A 17,981-nucleotide genomic window follows, 5' to 3' on the forward strand; every position below is an offset into this window, starting at 1 on the left:
TCCGGACAAATTGCTCAAAAAATCAGAAACTTTTTTCTAAAAGATAAAAAAAACCCTAGAAGGTGTGATCCGACTAGGGGAGTTAGTTATCAGGGTGCATCTACCACTACTATGTTCTAGGGAACACTACTTTCTTCCGGACAAATTGCTCAAAAAATCAGAAACTTTTTTCTAAAAGATAAAAAAAACCCTAGAAGGTGTGATCCGACTAGGGGAGTTAGTTATCAGGGTGCATCTACCACTACTATGTTCTAGGGAACACTGCTTTCTTCCGGATAAATTGCTCAAAAAATCAGAAACTTTTTTTTAAAAGATAAAAAAACTACTAGCCTACTACTGGAAATTGCTAGACGTATGCTAGAAAAAGGTTATTAGGACAAGGAGTGAAGAAGGCAGTCCCGATGAAAAAATTTTCACCGCCAGGCAGGTAAGAGGAATATACCCTGCTCCCTACTCCCGGCTCTCTGCTCCCTCTTACAACTGAAACACTTTTTCTTGACCAACTAGTGGTAAATAACACTGTTGGATCCATATACCGAAGGGGGTATTCTAGTGTATGGATACCTATAGGGCTCACATTGATGTGCATTCAAGGTTATTTTTAAGTAAGGAGAAAAAAAACTCCCAGTAGGTGATAACCAACTACGGGAGGTAAAGATCAAGGTGCATGTACCAGTTAAGAATGTTCTGGGCAGAAACTAGAGAATCCGGATAAAGTTATAAAAGCTGGTTTGCAAAACAGCTTGAAGGAGAAACATTCAGTAATGGAATGCATCTAAGGTATAACAGTAAGCGAAACATCGACTTGAAACTTTCGCGTTTCAACCTAGATTTAGGAGGCAAACAGAAGTTGTGACCCAGGAATTTCACATTTCCGTAACCCCAGTAGGGCAAAATGACTACTTGGTGCGAACGGAACAAGTAGCGCCTGGGGTGCCATTGGCAGAAGAACTGGTAAATTGGCCTGTGGCTGACTGGTTGACAGCTGCGGGACATCTAATGAATGACCCTTTAAAGTCGGTGTTACAGGGGGATGCGATCGCAAGAAACTCTGTAAACTTGGTGGCGCTGGGTCAGCAACTGTATAATGAACTGTTTCAAGGCACTCTCAGAGATAGTTGGATTACGGCACAAGGAATTGCCCAAAACCACCAACAAGTACTACGCTTACGGTTGGGGTTAAAAGATACAAGATTAGCTCGTCTGCCTTGGGAAGTGATGCATTTTGGCGATCGCCCGGTTGCCACAGGAGCTTATATTGCTTTTTCTCGCTACCAAAGTGGAATTACCGCAGCATCTCGTTTGCCATCAACAAACATGCCGCTCCCCCTAGAAGAAGGCGCGATAAAAGTACTAATGGCGATCGCGTCCCCAACAGATAAAGTGCGTCTTGAGCTATTAACACAAGAAGCAATCAGACTTAAAGATGAACTTCAATATCGTCAGGGAGGCAATAATTACTTCCCCCAAATTCAACTAACCGTGCTAGAGCAACCAGGGCGGGAAGAGTTGACACAAGCCCTAGAACAAGGACGATACCACGTCCTGCATTACGCAGGGCATAGTAATTTAGGTCCTAATGGGGGCGAGATTTATCTTGTCAGTCGCAGAACAGGATTAACAGAAACTTTAAGTGGGGATGATCTAGCAGGCTTACTCGTCAACAATAATATCCAAATGGCAGTGTTTAACTCTTGCTTAGGAGCATACACTGCTACCTCAGATCCGGCTGCCGACACGGGCGAACGTAATCTCACAGAAAGCCTCGTAAAACGAGGGATTAAGAGTGTTTTGGCAATGTCAGAACGCATTCCTGATGATGTAGCCCTAACGCTAACACAACTGTTTTATCGTAATCTTGCACGAGGATATACAGTAGATCTCTGTGTGAGTAGGATGCGGCAAGGATTAATTGCTGCTTATGGTTCGCATCAGATGTACTGGGCATTACCCATTTTGTATCTCCAGCCAGAGTTTGATGGCTATCTCAGCCCAGACATGGATTTACATCAGGGTATGAAGCTACTTAACGAGTACAATCCTACCTATGCGGATGAAGCAGATAATGTTGAGATGCCTTTGCCAATAGAAGGTATGATGTCCCCCATTTATGTAAAAGAGTCTCCTGAACTAGACTGGCTAGGTGAAGATACTTGGGGCGATGATCTCGTTGATGAAATCTATGATGACCCAACTACTTACGCAGAAGATTCTGCTATTGTTAACGATCTATTCCGCCAGATCAATAACTCGTCATCTAGTCATGAGCAGTCTCATATGACTGCTGAACTGATAAACGACGATGTTGGTGAAAATAACATCTACGGAAGGCAGTTTTCAGGAGAAATAGGTTCACAAAATAGTGACTTAGAGATGTGGGCACAAATCCCACCAGGAGAAGAATATAGTAGACAAACGACTGATGATACAGCTAGGTTTGAGTTACCCTTTGGAAACCAAGACTTTGAGGAAGCCCAGACTCAAAATTGGGAATCTAATTTCTCAGAACTATACCAATCTACCCCATCACAACAAGTTTTATCAGGACGCAGCGTAAGAAAAAAACTGGGGTCAATTTTTGGAATTGTCGCAATAAGTGCGATCGCATCTGTTGTTGGTTTTAGTTGGTGGCGTAGTAATCACCAAGTGTCACAGCAACCTCACGTTTCTACATTGCCTACTCAATCTCCACCTAGCCAAAATCATCCCCAAGTTAATTTAAAAACCGATGCAAATGGAATTGTGACCGCTTATGCTTATGAAAAATTAAGCAAGGGCGATTTGCAAACAGGACTTCCGGCTGTAGAAGAATTACTTAACCGTGGTGCACTTGATAAAGCTAAAGCCGCGCTTGATGTTATTCCCCAAGCCCAAGCTGATGATCCATCTGTCAACTTTTTCAAGGGACGATTAACTTGGCAGTTTATCCAGGCAGGAGACAAAAAATATACGGTTGATGACGCTCGTCGTTACTGGGAAACCGCAGCTAAAGCGCGACCAGATTCTCTTGTATATACAAATGCCTTGGGCTTTGCTTATTACGCAGAAGACAACTTGAATCGAGCCAATGATTCTTGGTTCAAAGCTTTGAACGTCGCTGTTAAACAGCAAAACGCAAACACCACTAGCACAGCAGTTGCAGCTCCACCACCAACACCTGGGCTAGATGCTTTAACAGCCTACGCTGGGTTGGCACTCGGCTTGTATAAAACTGCCTATGCGCAACCTCCTAATAAACGCCAGCAATACCTTAATGAAGCAATCAAGCTTCGTCAAATGGTCGTAAAAGATGATCCCGTAAATTTCCAGCTCGATCAACTGCGGAAAAATTGGCTATGGTCAGAAAAGTCTATTGATGATTGGCGATCGCTCCTCCAACTTAAAAATGAGAGCAGAGCAATGGCTAGGCATTGAATCAGTTATCAGTTACCAGTTATCAGTTATCAGTAACCGTTTAGAAGGTGATTAAGACACAAAGCTGAATTTTAGCCACTCAATTTTTAATTGAGTGGGGGTCTTAAACGCTTGTACACAAGTGGTCGCCAGATGGTTCGGGTATTGATAAAATGTGCGTTTATGCTAAATCAGCATTAATCTCAAGGGATCTAAACGAATGTGCCATGGGAAAGGTTGATCTTTCATGATTGCCCATCTTTCCTTGAAAACTTCTGCTTGTAGATGGTAATCTTGAGGGCCATCAGAAGAAGAATTAAGCTTAAGAAATAACGTCATTCTGTGCGGCGTTTCGATAGTCTTTACCAACCAACCAGGGAAGGTATTAACTTGATTGGGGTTGTTCGTAAAAGTTATTTGATGGGCGCGAATTCCTACGTGGGAGAAAGTTTCTGGGATAGGTTCAATAACTTCGAGTGTACAATCCCAGTCTATCGCCTCCACATGTTGAGAATCTCTTACAACAGCACGAGAAAAGTTCTTACATCCTGTCAATTGAGCAACAATTAAGTTTGTTGGTTTCTCAAAAATTTCTTGTTTAGAGCCAGATTGAACAACTTTCCCTTGCTGCATTACTAACAAATTTGGGCAAATACGATAAGCCTCTTCCATATCATGGGTTACAAATAGAGTGACACCATGATACGAATCAAGTGTTTCAATCATCTGCTGTGCCAATTGGCTGCGCAAATAAGTATCTAGTGCGGAAAACGGCTCATCTAATAGTAGCGCCTCCGGTTGACTTGCTAAAGCTCTTGCTAAGGCTACCCTCTGTTGTTGACCACCAGAGAGTTGATGAGGATACCGATCGCCTAAGCCTTGCAACTGCAATGCTATCAGTTGTCTTTCTACCTCTTGCCGAATTGATGAACCTGATACTCCTTTAGGTAAGCCAAAGGAGATGTTTTGCGCCACAGTCATATTAGGAAACAGAGCGTAGTTCTGTACTAAAAAACCGAGGCGGCGATCGCGCGGCGGTACATTAATTTTCTGTTCCGAGTCGAATAACACCCGTTCATTCAAAACAATGCGCCCTTTTGTTGGTGTTTCTATTCCTGCAATGCAGCGCAAAATCATGCTCTTGCCAGCCCCAGATCCTCCCAGCAATCCCAATGGTTGCTCATCGCTGCTGAGAGCCACTTTCAAGTTAAAGCCAGCAAGCTTTTTCTCAATGTCTATAACCAGTCCTTGGGGAGTTGAAAAAGTGGGAGCATGCTGATCTACTTGTGTAGAGGAAGAAGAAATTCCCACACCCTTCGTTTTCTCCCGAATTTCTTGCCAAATATTTACTACAACGATCCCAGATAGTGAAATCGCCATGATTACTATTGCCCAAAACCATGCTTGATTCATATCTCCGGCTTCTACGGCAAAATAGATAGCCATTGGGATCGTTTGGGTTTGTTCAGGAATGTTACCTGCTAGCATTAAAGTCGCACCGAATTCACCCAAGGCACGGGCAAAAGCTAGAGTCGTTGCTGCTAAAATTCCAGGGAATGCTAACGGTAAAGTAATTTGCCAAAAAATTCTTAACTCCGATGCCCCAAGAGTCCTTGCTACCTGTAATATATTTTTGTCGATTTGCGCGAAAGCCCCCTGCGCTGTTTTATACATTAATGGGAAAGAAACCACTGTAGCTGCGATCGCCGCACCATACCACGTGAAGACAACGCTGAAGTTTAAAGGCTCCATCAGTTTCCCTAGTGGTCCATTTTTACCAAACAGTAGTAGTAATAAGAAGCCAACAACCGTCGGAGGCAAGATCAAGGGAGAAACAAATATACCTTCAATCAGGGATTTTCCTTTACCTCGGTACTCCAGCATCCAATAGGCTGCTGCAATACCAAGGAAAAACGTTATAAATGTAGCAACTAATGAAACTTTCAGGGAGATCCATAAAGGAGAAAGGTCTAGGGGCATATTAAACAAGGAGTCAGAATTCAGAATTCAGAATTCAGAATTAATTTACATAGGAATTTAAACTTCTCTATTCATTCGCCAGTTGCACAGAACTCCTCGTGAAGAAGGCAGAAGTGGCTCCTCCTGACTCCTGACTCCTGACTCCTGAATACTTTATATCAGCGGCTTACAACTGGCTATTGCACAAGAAAACCGTATTTCTGAAGTATGTTCTTAGATTGGTCGCCAGATAAAAACTGGACAAATGTCTTAGCAACATCACTATTTTTACTTGCTTTAAGTACTGCCATAGGGTAAACAATTGGAGAGTGGGACTTCTCGTCAACAACGACAGCAACTTTTACCTTATTAGAGATTTTGGCATCAGATGCATAAACTAACCCTGCATCGGCGTTGCCACTTTCTACCGCAGCTAGGACTTGTCGGACGTTGTTACCATAGACTAATTTGGGTTTAATTTGGTCATAAATCCCTGATTGTTTGAACGCTTGGTCAGCATATTGTCCGGCGGGAACACTTCTAGGTTCACCAACTGCAATTTTCTTAAACTTTGAGTCGGTCAGGTTACTCAAGGAATTGATGCCAACACTACTATTACTAGGCACAATCAAGACCAGACGGTTATTTGCTAGATTTGTGCGGCTACCGGTCAGCAGCAACCCTTTTTGCTCGAGTGCATCCATTTGCTTCTTCCCAGCAGAAATAAATATGTCTACCGGAGCACCTTGTTCTATTTGTTGCTGCAACGCGCCAGAAGCTCCAAAGTTGTAATTAATATTAACGTTCGATTTAGTTTGCTGGTAGAGGGGCTTGATTTCTTCCATAGCATTTTGCAAGCTAGCAGCTGCAGATACCAACAGGCTTGCATTTGACTGTGCTGCTACCTTAGAGAGATCAAGTAACTGAAAACTAACTACCACAAGCAAACTAGCAATGGTTGTGGCAATCAAGCTAAAAATTCGTCTTCTCTTCATAGAGTTCGATTATGCTCAACTAATACCAACTTAATCAGTATCTTACCAGAGAAAATTGGTAAAGTCTCCCAAAACCCGGGAATATATATATAAAGGAGTCAGGAGTCAGAATACAGGAGTCAGAATGCACCACCCATAAAGGAATTTCAACCCCTCCGCATGGTAACGAGAAGGGCGCGTGGTTTTAACCAGTATTTATTTATCATTCTGACTTCTGACTCCTGACTCCTGAATTCTTCATAAAGGCATAAATGTAAAAATTTATTGAACGGTTTTACAACCACAGAAGTCTTAATATATGGCATCAATCAATTTGTGGGGAGATTGCCCAAATTAATGAGTTCGCGTACTCACTTTGTGCCTTCAAGTGATTAAAAACTTAGGGTGCTGATTTTTTGGTGTGCCCATGACTCCCCGTGATGCAAATTACCCTTTAGGAGTCGTGTTGTCTATGACTAGTCGTTTTAAAGATATGAATCGAGTTATTGAACTTCTTCCAGTCATCATCAGCTTTTTAGTTGCAACATTGTTGACTTTGTCTACTCTATCTCCCCAAGTTAAAGGGAGTGTAGCTCTAAAGTCCCCAGAAATGCATCATCACAACAAAAATCATGTTCATTGAGAAGAAGTCAGGAGTCAGAATTCAGAAGTCAGGAGTCAGGAGTCAGAATTCAGGAGTTAGAAGCAGCCTCAATGAAATGCAAATTCAACCCTCTGCTCCCCCTGCCTCCCCCGCTTACCAACTTTTGACTTCCCCGTAGGGGCTGCTCCCTCTTATTTCCTAGAAAGAGGTACATAAACTGGATTCCCAGGAGTTTGTAAAGGAGTTTCAGATTGGCTTGGCATTTGTTGTAATGTAGGTGGTAATGGGTCAATTAAACTAGGCGTTTTAGTTTGAGAAGTTGGTGATTGATCTGGTTTGGGCTGTACAGACTGGATAATAGGGGTTTGAGCAACCTGATTTTGTCTTTGCAACATTGCAATTTGCTGGACTAAGTCCTCAACCTTGTCGGCTTGGGCAATGTTACCTTGTTCGCGATATCTATCTCGAGCATATTTAAAGGAAACCTTGGCTTGCTTGAAGTTCCTCTCGTTATACAACATGACTCCCAAGTTGTAGTATGCTGTGGGATCATTGGGAATTTCTTGAATGGCTTTTATGTAGGTGTCAATAGCAAGGGATGTTTTACCTTCAAGTGCTAAAATAGAGCCTATGTTATTGTAAGCAACAGCATTTTTAGGATTTAGCTCTAAAAACTTGCGATAAGCAGCGATCGCTTCAGTGTTTTGTCCTTGTTCTTGTAGCGCGATCGCTAAGTTAAAGACAGCATTGGCATTACTGCTATCAAGATTAATCGCTTGTTGATAAGTAGCGATCGCCTCCTGTTTTTGACCTTGCTCATATAGTCCCAAACCCAAATTATATAAAGCTGGTACCATTGTTGGATTTACTACTAAAGCTTGGCGATAAGAGGTGATTGCTGCTGCCGTTTGTCCTTGCTTGTGCAACGTTAACCCCAAGTTATAATAAGCTTCGCAAAGATTAGGATTAATTCTAATCGCTTCAGTATATTCTTGAATTGCTCCGTCCAAGCGATTTTGTAGCAATAAGATATTACCTAAGTAGTTGCGTGCTGTCCCAACATTAGGATCTCGCTCCAAGGCTTGACGAAAAGCATTTTCTGCTGTTTGTAAATCTTTGCGATAATAGCGCATCACTCCCTGTTGGTACAAACTAGCTGCTTCTAGATCTTGAGTAGGAACATTTTGTGCTAGCAGCTTGCTCCCAGGTAACTCAGTACCCGTCAGCACCAACAAAATAGAAGTCACACACAAAACTCTCTTGCCCGGCACAAGCCGCGTTTTCAAGGTAGAGTCAAACCATTTATAGATTCGATATTTATGAAACATTAATGGTACACCTGGACTTATATGTATATGCTCTTCAGTCAGGGTACCCATTACGAAACTCAAAATTGAGATGAAACAGAAAAATGTTGGGGCATGGGGCATGGGGCATGGGGCACCCCTGCGGGGAAGTCAAAAGTCAAAAGTCAAAATTGCTCCCTGCCCCCTGCTCCCTGCTCCCTGCTCCCTGCTCCCTTTAATTCACATTTGCTTCAGCAAAAATCCCGTGGAATTCGATGTCTCTGGCTGCTGTGCAGATTTTGTTTTGTTGTTCAAGTATTTTTGCTAATCCACCTCTTTCAAACTCTGGTGGTAAAGCGATCCTTTGCTCGGTTAATACAGGCATGACTTCCCAACAGTGGCGGCAGAACCAGTAAATGACATGACCATGTATATGGCGTAGAAGCCGAGACGAACAGCAAGGGCAAGTATTCATTTTTCTTAACTCTCTAATAATATAAAATTATTCAATCGAGCTCAACAGCTTCCGATTGCATCGAAGAAATTACGGAAATTACGCTCCTCATATCTTTAGAATAAATTTAAAAAATGAGGAAGTTGTGAGGAAAATATAAATTTTATCATTAATAATACTTAAATCCGTAATATTACTTAAGTTGTCAATTTTAAGTAATATTACTTAAAATAATCCTCACAATTTCCTCATATTGTTTTCCTATAATTAAGACTAGCGATCAGGGTTACGCAGAGTACACGTAGGCCTATAATAAAAGGACTAGGAAATATGTTTCAAAAAATTTTGGTTGCTGTAGATAATAATACAGAGAAGACTGAAATAGATCGGCATGTTTTTGATGAAGCTGTATCTTTAGCAAAAGCAATGAATGCTCATCTAATGTTGCTGCATGTTTTCTATCCGTTCGATGATGAATTCTTCAACCCTTTGGTGGTTGAACCGCATATTGTTCACCCTACCCTATACACAGAAACGAGTAATCAATACATCAAGCGGCTAGAAGAATGTAAACAAGAGGGAGTTGATCTGTTAACATCTTTACGCGAACAAGCAATTACTGCTGGAGTGACTGCGGAATTTACTTTAAAAGCAGGTGATGCAGGTCGTATGATTTGTGAAGTTGCCCGTAATTGGGAGGCTGACTTAATTGTTGTAGGTCGTAGAGGTTATAGGGGATTCAGCGAATTTTTACTCGGCAGTGTCAGCAATTATGTGCTGCATCATGCTCCTTGTTCGGTGTTAACAGTGCAAGGTGCGATTCATGCAAGTGCAGCTAGTTAAGAAAGTAAAGTTAGAGAGACTCGTAATATGAGGATTCTCATAGTAGAGGATGATGAGGTGACAGCCAAAGCTCTGACAACAGTCCTGTGTCACCACAATTATGCAGTTGAAGTTGCTACAGATGGTCAATCAGCATGGGAGTTGGTAAAAGCTTTTGACTATGACTTAATCATGCTTGATGTTATGTTACCCAAGCTGGATGGGATTAGCCTTTGCCGGTGCGTGCGATCGCACGGCTTGAAAATGCCAATCCTCTTGCTTACAGGTAGAGACAGTAGCCATGATAAAGCAATTGGGTTAGATGCAGGTGCAGATGATTATGTCGTCAAACCCTTTGACTCTGAAGAGTTAGTGGCGCGTGTGCGTGCTTTATTGCGTCGGGGGAATTCGACCTCACAACCTGTACTGGAGTGGGGAAACTTACGCTTTGATCCTAGTACAGCCGAGGTGAACTATGAAACGCAACCGCTACATTTAACTCCTAAGGAGTATGCGTTACTGGAATTGTTTTTGCGAAATCCTCGGCGGGTATTTAGTTGTAGTGCAATTCTCGATCATGTATGGTCTTTTGACCATGCACCAGGTGAAGAGGCTGTTAGAACTCAGATCAAAGGTTTACGCCAGAAATTAAAAGCAGTAGGTGCATCCGGAGATTTGATAGAAACTGTTTATGGAATTGGGTATCGCCTTAAACCATTACAAGCAACAACTACGGTTATTGGTAAGAGTGAAGCCGTCGAACAGATTCAGCAGCAGACTTTGGCATCATTAGTCTCTGTGTGGAATCGATTTAAAGATAAAATTAGTCAGCAGGTGTCTGTTCTAGAACAAGCTGCTACAGATATATTGTCAAATACAATAAATCAGGAATTACTCACTCAAGCACAACACCAAGCTCATACATTAGCAGGTTCATTAGGTACTTTTGGATTTACTAAAGGTTCTGAGCTAGCTCGAAAGATTGAACATTTATTGCAAAATGGTTCTATAGGGGCGAAAGAAGGTAAGCATCTGCATAAATTAGTAGAGGCATTACGCCAGCAAATTGATTCACCCCTAAAGCTGGTTTCAGCAGAACACACACCCAACGACGAACGACCCTTTCTATTAATAGTTGATAGCGATCGCCCACTTGCTAGTAAATTAGCGATTGAGGCTGATCTCCAGGGAATACGAGCAGAAGTGGCGACGAACTTATCTGAAGCCAAACAGATGATACATGATCATCATCCTAATGTGGTACTACTTGACCCGACTGTTGCCGACACAACAGAGGAGGGTTTAGCACTATTGGCACAATTGTCTCGGGAAACCCCACCAGTAGCTGTTTTGGTATTTACAGCACAAGACAGTTTAAGAGATCGCGTTGAAGTGGCTAGATTAGGTGGACGTGCCTTTTTCCAAAAACCAGTATCTCCTTTTCAAGTGATTGAGGCAGTTACTCAGATTTTACAACAAGCTGATATACGCACAGAAGCAGTGGTGATGATTGTGGACGACGACATCGAAATTTTAGCCACCCTGCGAACCTTGCTTGAGCCTTGGGGACTTAAGGTGATTTCCCTCAACGATCCACAGCGTTTTTGGGAAACGTTAGAAGCATCTCTACCAGATTTGCTGATTCTGGATATAAAAATGCCACATGTCAGTGGTGTCGAACTCTGCCAAGTCGTGCGCAATGATCCGCGTTGGAGCGGACTCCCGATACTTTTTTTGACGGCTCACACAGACGCAGCTACCCTAAATCAAGTGTTTGCCGTTGGTGCAGATGATTTTGTGAGCAAGCCTATAATAGGACCAGAACTTGTCACTCGCATCATCAATCGCTTGGAACGAATTAAACTGCTGCGGAATTTGGCTGAAGTTGATCCGCTGACTACGGTATTTAATCGTCGTCGCGCCACTGAAGATCTCAATAAGTTCTTGCACTTGAGTCAGCGCTATAATCAACCTCTGTGCTTAGCTATTCTAAATTTAGATAACTTTAAGCAAGTTAATGAAACTTTTGGCCATACAGTTGGTGATAGTGTATTACGCCGAGTAGGACAACTTCTCAAACAAACATTTCCCTGCGAAGATGTTATAGCTAGGTGGGGTGGTGAAGAGTTCATCGTGGGTATGTACGGTATGACTAGAAACGATGCCTTACAGCAACTAGTTCGTCTAAAAGAATCTTTGCAAGCACAAGAGTTTATTACTCCTAATGGCATTAAGTTTCCAGTTACTTTCAGCACTGGTATAGTCCAGTACCCTGTAGACGGCACTGACTTGGAATCATTGTATCAGTCTGCGCGGGTTGCACTTTATCAAACCAAGGTAAGTGGGTGCAATACTGCTTAAGCTGCTAGCTTTGCGATGCTCATGCGCAAAGCGGCAATCATGCGATAGCGGGCATAGCTGCGCCCAAGGCGCGTTGGCGCAGCCTCTCCGTCAGGAGAAGCGTCTCTAGTACCCCTGCGCTTAAGCAAGCGTGACAAGCAGCGTCTCCCAAGAGCGAGAAGAGAAGCGCTGCTCGCACTCGCGAGATCGCGTTCTACTAAAAGAGACTTCCAAATACAACAAGGGGGAGAATTTCTTGGAGTTCATTAAGTACTTCAAAAGTTGTAAGTTCTGAACAGATCCACCATAAAAAGGAAGTTAAATTAATTCACCTTACCAACTTGCCTATACAAACAATTGGAATTAATATAACTTGATAACCTACATTTAAACAAAAAATTTCGTTGTTGACCATAACATAAACACAAGACGGTATTCGTTTCCTTTCTAAAAGAATAGAGGTTCTGGAATTACGCTAATGAGTTAAAATTGCAAGATGAACGCTCCTTTACCTGACAATGAAGCAGCTCGACTTGTCGCTCTTAGCAAATACGAAAAGAGCCTCAATGCGCGGGTTAACCAGCAAGCAGCCGTAGCTAAATTAGGTCAATTGGCTTTAGAGGGTTGTGACCTTTATACGTTAATGGACGAAGCTGTTGCTCTGGTTATCCAAAGTCTTGAAGTTGAGTATTGTGAGGTGTTAGAACTTATTGAAGACGGTAAAGCGGCCCTTTTACGAGCAGGCGGTGGATGGCAAGAAGGGCTTGTGGGTTCTGCGAAAGTGAGTACAGATATGAATTCTCAAGCAGGCTATATCCTATTGGCGAAAGAGCCTTTGATTGTTGAGAATCAACATAACGAAACTAGATTTAGCAATTCTCCTTTGTTGGAGCAACATCAAGTCATCAGCAGTTTAAGCGTAATTATTCTAGGACAAAACATGCCTTATGGCATCTTAGCTGCACATACTACTGAACAAAGAACATTCGTCCAAGACGACATTAATTTTCTGCAAGCTATTGCTAATGTGCTTGCACAAGTAATTTCGCGTAAATGTTCAGAACAAACTCTACAAGCATCACTGAAAAATCTAGCTGATCTCAAGTTTGCGCTAGATCAGTCTTCAATTGTAGCAATCACTGATCCCAATGGAACAATTACTTACGTTAACGATAAATTTTGCGAAATTTCAAAATATTCTAGAGTCGAACTATTGGGACAAAACTATCGCATCATTAATTCTGGATATCATTCTAAAGAATTCTTTCGATTGATGTGGCAGACTATTACTAGTGGAGAAGTTTGGAAAGGCCAGATCAAAAATCGTTCTAAGGATGGAACATTTTACTGGATAGAGACAACAATAGTACCTTTGTTAAATAGTCATTGTCAACCTGAGCAATACGTGGCGATTCATAACGACATCACAGAACGCAAACGTGCTGAACAAGCACTTCAACAAAGTGAAGAGCGTTTTCGGGCTTTAGTGGATGGTGTGAAAGACTACGCAATTTTTATGCTTGATCCTAATGGATTTATTATCAGTTGGAATCACGGAGCAGAGCGTATTAACGGCTATCTTATGGAGGAAATTTTAGGACATCATTTTTCATGCTTTTTTCCTGTTGAAGAAATTGAAAATAATAAGCCGCAGCAAGAATTGAATACGGCTTCTTTGCAAGGTCGCTTTGAAGGTGAAGGTTGGCGCTTACGTAAGGACGGATCTCTGTTTTGGGCAAATGAGATTATTACAGCCTTACGTAATGAATCTGGACAGCTACAAGGCTTTTCTACAGTGATCCGCGATGTTACTGAGCGGCAGCAAATAGAGCAAGCACTGCGCAAAGCTAAGGATGAGCTAGAAATGAGAGTAGCAGAACGCACGGCTGAGTTGATTAGCGTTAATGAGCAGTTACAAGCAGAACTAGATGAACGTAAGCGGACACAGGAAGCACTGCGGGTGTCACAAGCTCGCTTTGCTGGTATTTTAGATATTGCTGACGATGCTATTATCTCTGTAGATATAAACCAACATATTAATCTTTTCAATCAGGGAGCAGAAAAGATTTTCGGTTACACTGCTAAGGAGGTTCTTGGTCAACCACTCGATTTGCTTTTACCACTGCAATATAGCCAAGTTCATCGCCAGCATGTTGTAGAGTTTGCTTCTTCTTCTGGTAAAGCTCGTCGGATGGGAGAACGTAGGAAGATTTTAGCTCGTCGCAAAGATGGTACCCAGTTCCCGGCAGAAGCTTCTATCTCCAAGCTGGAAATCGGCGAAGAAACAGTATTTACAGTTATTCTCCGCGATATTACGGCTAATTTGCAATCGCAGGAAGCTCTTGAGCGCCTTAGTCGTCAGAACGTGTTGATTTTAAATTCAATGGGAGAGGGCTTGTGTGGATTGGACAAATCGGGCAGAATCACCTTTGTAAATTCAGCGGCGGCTAAGTTGCTGGGATACAACGACATAGAATTAATTGGTCAATCGATAGAAATTATCTTACCCCACTCAAATTCAGATGGCAGACCCTACTCCTTGACAAATTCTCCTATCTATGCATCGCTATCGGATGCATCTGTGCATCAAGTAACTAACGAAGTCTTTCGGCGCAAAAACAATTCGAGTTTTTCTGTAGAGTATGTATCAACACCCATAAAAGAGCAAGGTGAGGTGAAAGGGGCTGTGATTACCTTTAAGGACATTACTGACCGCCAGATGGTAGAACGGATGAAAGATGAGTTCATTTCTGTAGTCAGTCATGAACTACGCACTCCTTTAACTTCAATTCATGGTTCTTTAGGTATGCTGGCTAGTGGTTTGGTTGATCCCAGTTCTCAAAGGGGTAAGCGCTTGCTAGCAATTGCTGTAGATAGCACTGAGCGCTTGGTGCGTCTGGTTAATGACATCCTCGATATTGAGCGGATTAAGTCGGGTAAGGAGACAATGATGAAGCATGCTAGTGATGCGGCTGATTTAATGACGGAAGCAATAGATGTCATGCAACCTATGGCACAGCAATATGAAGTGAATTTATCTGTGTTACCTGTATCGGTTCAGCTCTGGGTTGATGGCGATCGCATCATTCAAACTCTAACTAATCTATTGAGCAATGCTATCAAATTCTCTCGGCCAGGAGGTACAGTTTGGTTAAGTGCTAATTGTCACGAAAATTATATAATATTTCAAGTCAAGGATCAGGGGCGGGGTATCCCCAGCGATAAGCTGGAAGCTATTTTTGAACGCTTTCAACAGGTTGATGCTTCTGATTCTCGTCTCCACGAAGGTACTGGTTTAGGTTTGGCAATTTGTCGTAGTATTGTGCAGCAGCACTCTGGGCGTATTTGGGTTGAAAGTGAATTGGGAAAAGGTAGTAGCTTTTACTTTAGTCTACCTATTTTGACTGTACCAGAATCACCTAGAAATAAAAGCAGGGAACCATGAAAACTAAATGCATCTTAGTCATCGATAACGAGGAATACATCGGAGAAATTGCGCAGATTTGCTTAGAAACTGTTGCAGGCTGGAAGGTTTTGACTGCTCGCTCTGGGCATTCTGGATTAATTCTGGCAGAGAATGAACAACCTGATGCTATACTCTTGGATGTCATGATGCCTGATATGGATGGCCCTACTACCTTTCAACATTTACAGGCTAATCCTGCAACTCAAGATATTCCAGTGATTTTTCTGACAGCTAAAGCTCAAGCTTATGATCGTGCTCGGTATGCTTCTATGGGAGTTCAAGCTGCGATCGCTAAACCTTTTAATCCGCTAGAATTAGCAAGTCTTGTGGCAGAAGCTTTGAACTGGAAGTTGTGAAGAAGAATTCAGATCTCAGGATTCAGAAGAATAAATACTGAGCTAAAACCACATATGGACTCGTTACCAAGACAGAAATTGAAACTTTTCTTAAAACACCATCTCTTTATGGGTGGTGTATTCTGACTCCTGACTCCTGACTCCTGACTCCTAAATTGGTATTATGCCATTTCCAGAGCAACCTGACGGCAAGACTTGGCGCAATGACGGCACATTTGAGCGCAGGCTTTCATTCGGGGATCATCGTTCATTTTTTCACACTCTTGAGCGCAGCGATCACATATTACGGCACTAATAGCACAGATATGTGTGTACAAATCGGAAGCCCGAAGCATAAAATCAGCACAAGTCTTGCAGATTTCTGCACAATCAAGCATCAAGGTAACATAAGCTGGTTCAGCATACACACCACCCTTTTGTAAGCAGTATGTCATGGTATTTAAGCAGATGCTGTAACAATTCAAGCAGTTGTTAATACACTGCTCCATTTCTGGGTTCACTTGGTTCCAGGTAAGTGGTTGTCTGGTCATGATTTTCCCTGTTAAATTCCATGGGTTGAGCTTAAAATAAGGTCGTCTTTTCTTAAGCTTTACCTTAGAAAATTAGAGGTGCCTTAGCAACCTCTAAGGGAAGCGGCTCTGATCTTGCTAATGGGGGAAAAATTATTTCTAACTTTTATATCCCATGTTAAGCAAATGGTAACTATTTTCTGAGTAACTGTAAGAACAGGGAGCTAGTTTGACTACAGCCTATAAGCTCACTTGAGTTACTCACCCTACCATTATCCTCCAAAAGTGTAGTTTTGGCATAAATGGAAAGAATTAAATAGACCAACACAGATAATAGCACAATGGTATTAATAGATGTATTGGCTTAAGTACCCAAAGCTAAATCTCTGAACTTTAGTGTGAAAGTAGTCCAGCCAGCACTACTTTCAACTTCAATAGTTCCTTGTAGTTGTTCGACTAACTTCTGTACTAAAGCTAACCCTAACCCTGAACCATTTTGTTTATAGTCGTCAGGTTTAGCAACACGATAGAATTTATCAAAAACTCGTGGCAAGGCTGCTTGTGGAATTTCTGCTGAATTGCTAATACTAAAGATAGTACGCGAGGCAGGGAATGACGGAGCCAATGCTGTTAATGAGCCTGCTGACTTCAGGCATCTAGCATCATGAGGTACTGGTAATTTATCATTTCCCTGCTTTTGATTGTTCTCGTCGAGCGCCCATACTGGACTTTTTTCGTAGCCAACCTTTAGGATAATTTTGCCACCTACTGGAGTATACTTACAGGCATTATTCAGCAATTCAATAAAGATTCGCGCTAAACTCGTATGATCTGACACTAATGGTGGTATATCAGATGGGAGATCAAGTTGAAGAGTTTGTTGGCGTTCTTGAGTACGAATCAAAAATGACTCTGTAATGTTATGCAACCAGTATTCTAACAGCAAGGGTTCTGGTGTGACTAAGGGAGTTGTTGCTGCTTCAACTCGTTGGAGATCTAGCAGATCGTTGACTAGTTCAAGCTCGCGATCGCACTCAACTTGCAAAATCTCTAGATATCGCTGAGTTTGGTCGTCGGTGCTGATTGATTGTAGTATTTGAACTGCCATCATAATATTGCACAGAGGAGTCCGTAACTCATGAGAAACGGTGTTCAAGAAGTTATCTTTAAGAGCATTGAGTTGTTCTAATTGTGCTACAAGTTGTTCTTGCTCGATTTGTTTGTGATGTGTATCGAGAATGCGTTCTTGTTCAGCAATATCAAGTATCTTGCAGATTGCTTCCTCTGTACGTTTGCGTTCATTCACTTCTGTAAGTAGAGCTGCATTTGCTGCGTCTAGTTCACCAGGACTAGGCAAAGCCAGTGCTTTAGGTAATAACGATATGAGTTTTATAGCCGTAAATACAGAGATGAAAGCTGTGATGGTCTTGACTAATCCAAATAACCAATAAACAGGATGCAAGAGCGTCGAGGCTTCGATGACATGAGCTGTACCACAAACAACAATGAATGTTCCGAACATTAAGAACATCCGATTGAAAAGCGAATCTCGTTTAGCGTCGACAAAATAAACTAGGACTACTGCAATTGAATAATAGGCAAGTGCAATCACTAAATCCGATATCACATGAAAGGATAACAATCCTGGGAACCAAAGATAGCAATGACTTTGAGGTATAAACTGTTGAGATAAAAGAATGTGTAAAAATTCCATATATTTGCTGGTGCTACTGACTATCTCAATGTAAACTTCAACTGAAATTAAGTATTTCCTCTTATAGACTATATATAAAATCTTGATTGTGTCACCCCAAAATT

The 17,981-nt window shown here is 42.0% G+C and carries 13 protein-coding genes; 6 read left to right on the top strand and 7 right to left on the bottom strand.

Annotation, left to right across the window (positions count from 1 at the left end; translation table 11 throughout):
* The first annotated feature begins 852 nt into the window (after positions 1-852).
* Positions 853-3,414 (top strand): cell division protein HetF, encoded by a 2,562-nt coding sequence (gene hetF / locus G4P69_RS06195; RefSeq protein ID WP_208344582.1) that lies wholly within the window; start codon positions 853-855, stop codon positions 3,412-3,414.
* Between the two features lie 165 nt (positions 3,415-3,579).
* On the opposite strand, the gene modB is transcribed toward hetF, so the two are convergent.
* Positions 3,580-5,373, bottom strand: coding sequence for a molybdate ABC transporter permease subunit (gene modB / locus G4P69_RS06200; protein ID WP_208344583.1), 1,794 nt, complete (start codon positions 5,371-5,373; stop codon positions 3,580-3,582).
* Positions 5,374-5,549: 176 nt separating this feature from the next.
* Positions 5,550-6,347 carry a molybdate ABC transporter substrate-binding protein gene (gene modA, locus G4P69_RS06205; protein WP_208344584.1) on the bottom strand — a complete coding sequence of 266 codons (798 nt, stop codon included), beginning with the start codon at positions 6,345-6,347 and terminating at the stop codon, positions 5,550-5,552.
* A gap of 451 nt (positions 6,348-6,798) precedes the next feature.
* Here modA and G4P69_RS06210 point away from each other — a divergent pair, with 451 nt between their 5' ends.
* Complete coding sequence (locus G4P69_RS06210; RefSeq protein ID WP_208344585.1) at positions 6,799-6,969, top strand: hypothetical protein; 171 nt, start codon at positions 6,799-6,801, stop codon at positions 6,967-6,969.
* A gap of 152 nt (positions 6,970-7,121) precedes the next feature.
* Here the strand turns inward: G4P69_RS06210 and G4P69_RS06215 are convergent, their stop codons facing one another.
* A complete protein-coding gene (locus G4P69_RS06215; protein ID WP_208344590.1) occupies positions 7,122-8,258 on the bottom strand; it encodes a tetratricopeptide repeat protein in 1,137 nt (378 codons plus the stop codon).
* Positions 8,259-8,451: 193 nt separating this feature from the next.
* Positions 8,452-8,691, bottom strand: a complete 240-nt coding sequence (locus G4P69_RS06220) for a hypothetical protein (protein WP_208344586.1) — start codon at positions 8,689-8,691, stop codon at positions 8,452-8,454.
* A 309-nt stretch (positions 8,692-9,000) separates the two neighbouring features.
* Here G4P69_RS06220 and G4P69_RS06225 point away from each other — a divergent pair, with 309 nt between their 5' ends.
* The gene (locus tag G4P69_RS06225) at positions 9,001-9,513 is read left to right on the top strand and encodes a universal stress protein (RefSeq protein ID WP_208344587.1); all 513 of its coding nucleotides are present in this window, start codon (positions 9,001-9,003) and stop codon (positions 9,511-9,513) included.
* 27 nt (positions 9,514-9,540) lie between these two features.
* Positions 9,541-11,853 carry a response regulator gene (locus G4P69_RS06230; RefSeq protein WP_208344588.1) on the top strand — a complete coding sequence of 771 codons (2,313 nt, stop codon included), beginning with the start codon at positions 9,541-9,543 and terminating at the stop codon, positions 11,851-11,853.
* Here the strand turns inward: G4P69_RS06230 and G4P69_RS06235 are convergent.
* Entirely contained in the window at positions 11,850-11,990 is a 141-nt protein-coding gene (locus G4P69_RS06235) for a hypothetical protein (RefSeq protein WP_208344589.1), read from the bottom strand. The genes G4P69_RS06230 and G4P69_RS06235 overlap by 4 nt on opposite strands.
* Positions 11,991-12,328: 338 nt before the next feature.
* Here G4P69_RS06235 and G4P69_RS06240 point away from each other — a divergent pair, with 338 nt between their 5' ends.
* Positions 12,329-15,277: a PAS domain S-box protein gene (locus G4P69_RS06240; RefSeq protein ID WP_208348767.1), complete on the top strand. Its 2,949-nt coding sequence runs from the start codon at positions 12,329-12,331 to the stop codon at positions 15,275-15,277.
* Complete coding sequence (locus G4P69_RS06245; RefSeq protein WP_208348770.1) at positions 15,274-15,654, top strand: response regulator; 381 nt, start codon at positions 15,274-15,276, stop codon at positions 15,652-15,654. The genes G4P69_RS06240 and G4P69_RS06245 overlap by 4 nt, the downstream gene beginning before the upstream one ends.
* Positions 15,655-15,815: 161 nt before the next feature.
* Here G4P69_RS06245 and G4P69_RS06250 read toward each other — a convergent pair whose 3' ends face one another.
* Both G4P69_RS06250 and G4P69_RS06255 read right to left on the bottom strand, forming a co-directional pair.
* Positions 15,816-16,184, bottom strand: coding sequence for a four-helix bundle copper-binding protein (locus G4P69_RS06250; RefSeq protein ID WP_208348772.1), 369 nt, complete (start codon positions 16,182-16,184; stop codon positions 15,816-15,818).
* Between the two features lie 343 nt (positions 16,185-16,527).
* On the bottom strand, positions 16,528-17,877 hold the full coding sequence (locus G4P69_RS06255) for a sensor histidine kinase (protein ID WP_208345308.1): 1,350 nt from the start codon (positions 17,875-17,877) through the stop codon (positions 16,528-16,530).
* Between the last annotated feature and the right edge of the window lie 104 nt (positions 17,878-17,981).

Source organism: Aetokthonos hydrillicola CCALA 1050 (assembly GCF_017591665.1).
GTDB classification, from domain to species: Bacteria; Cyanobacteriota; Cyanobacteriia; order Cyanobacteriales; family Nostocaceae; genus Aetokthonos; species Aetokthonos hydrillicola.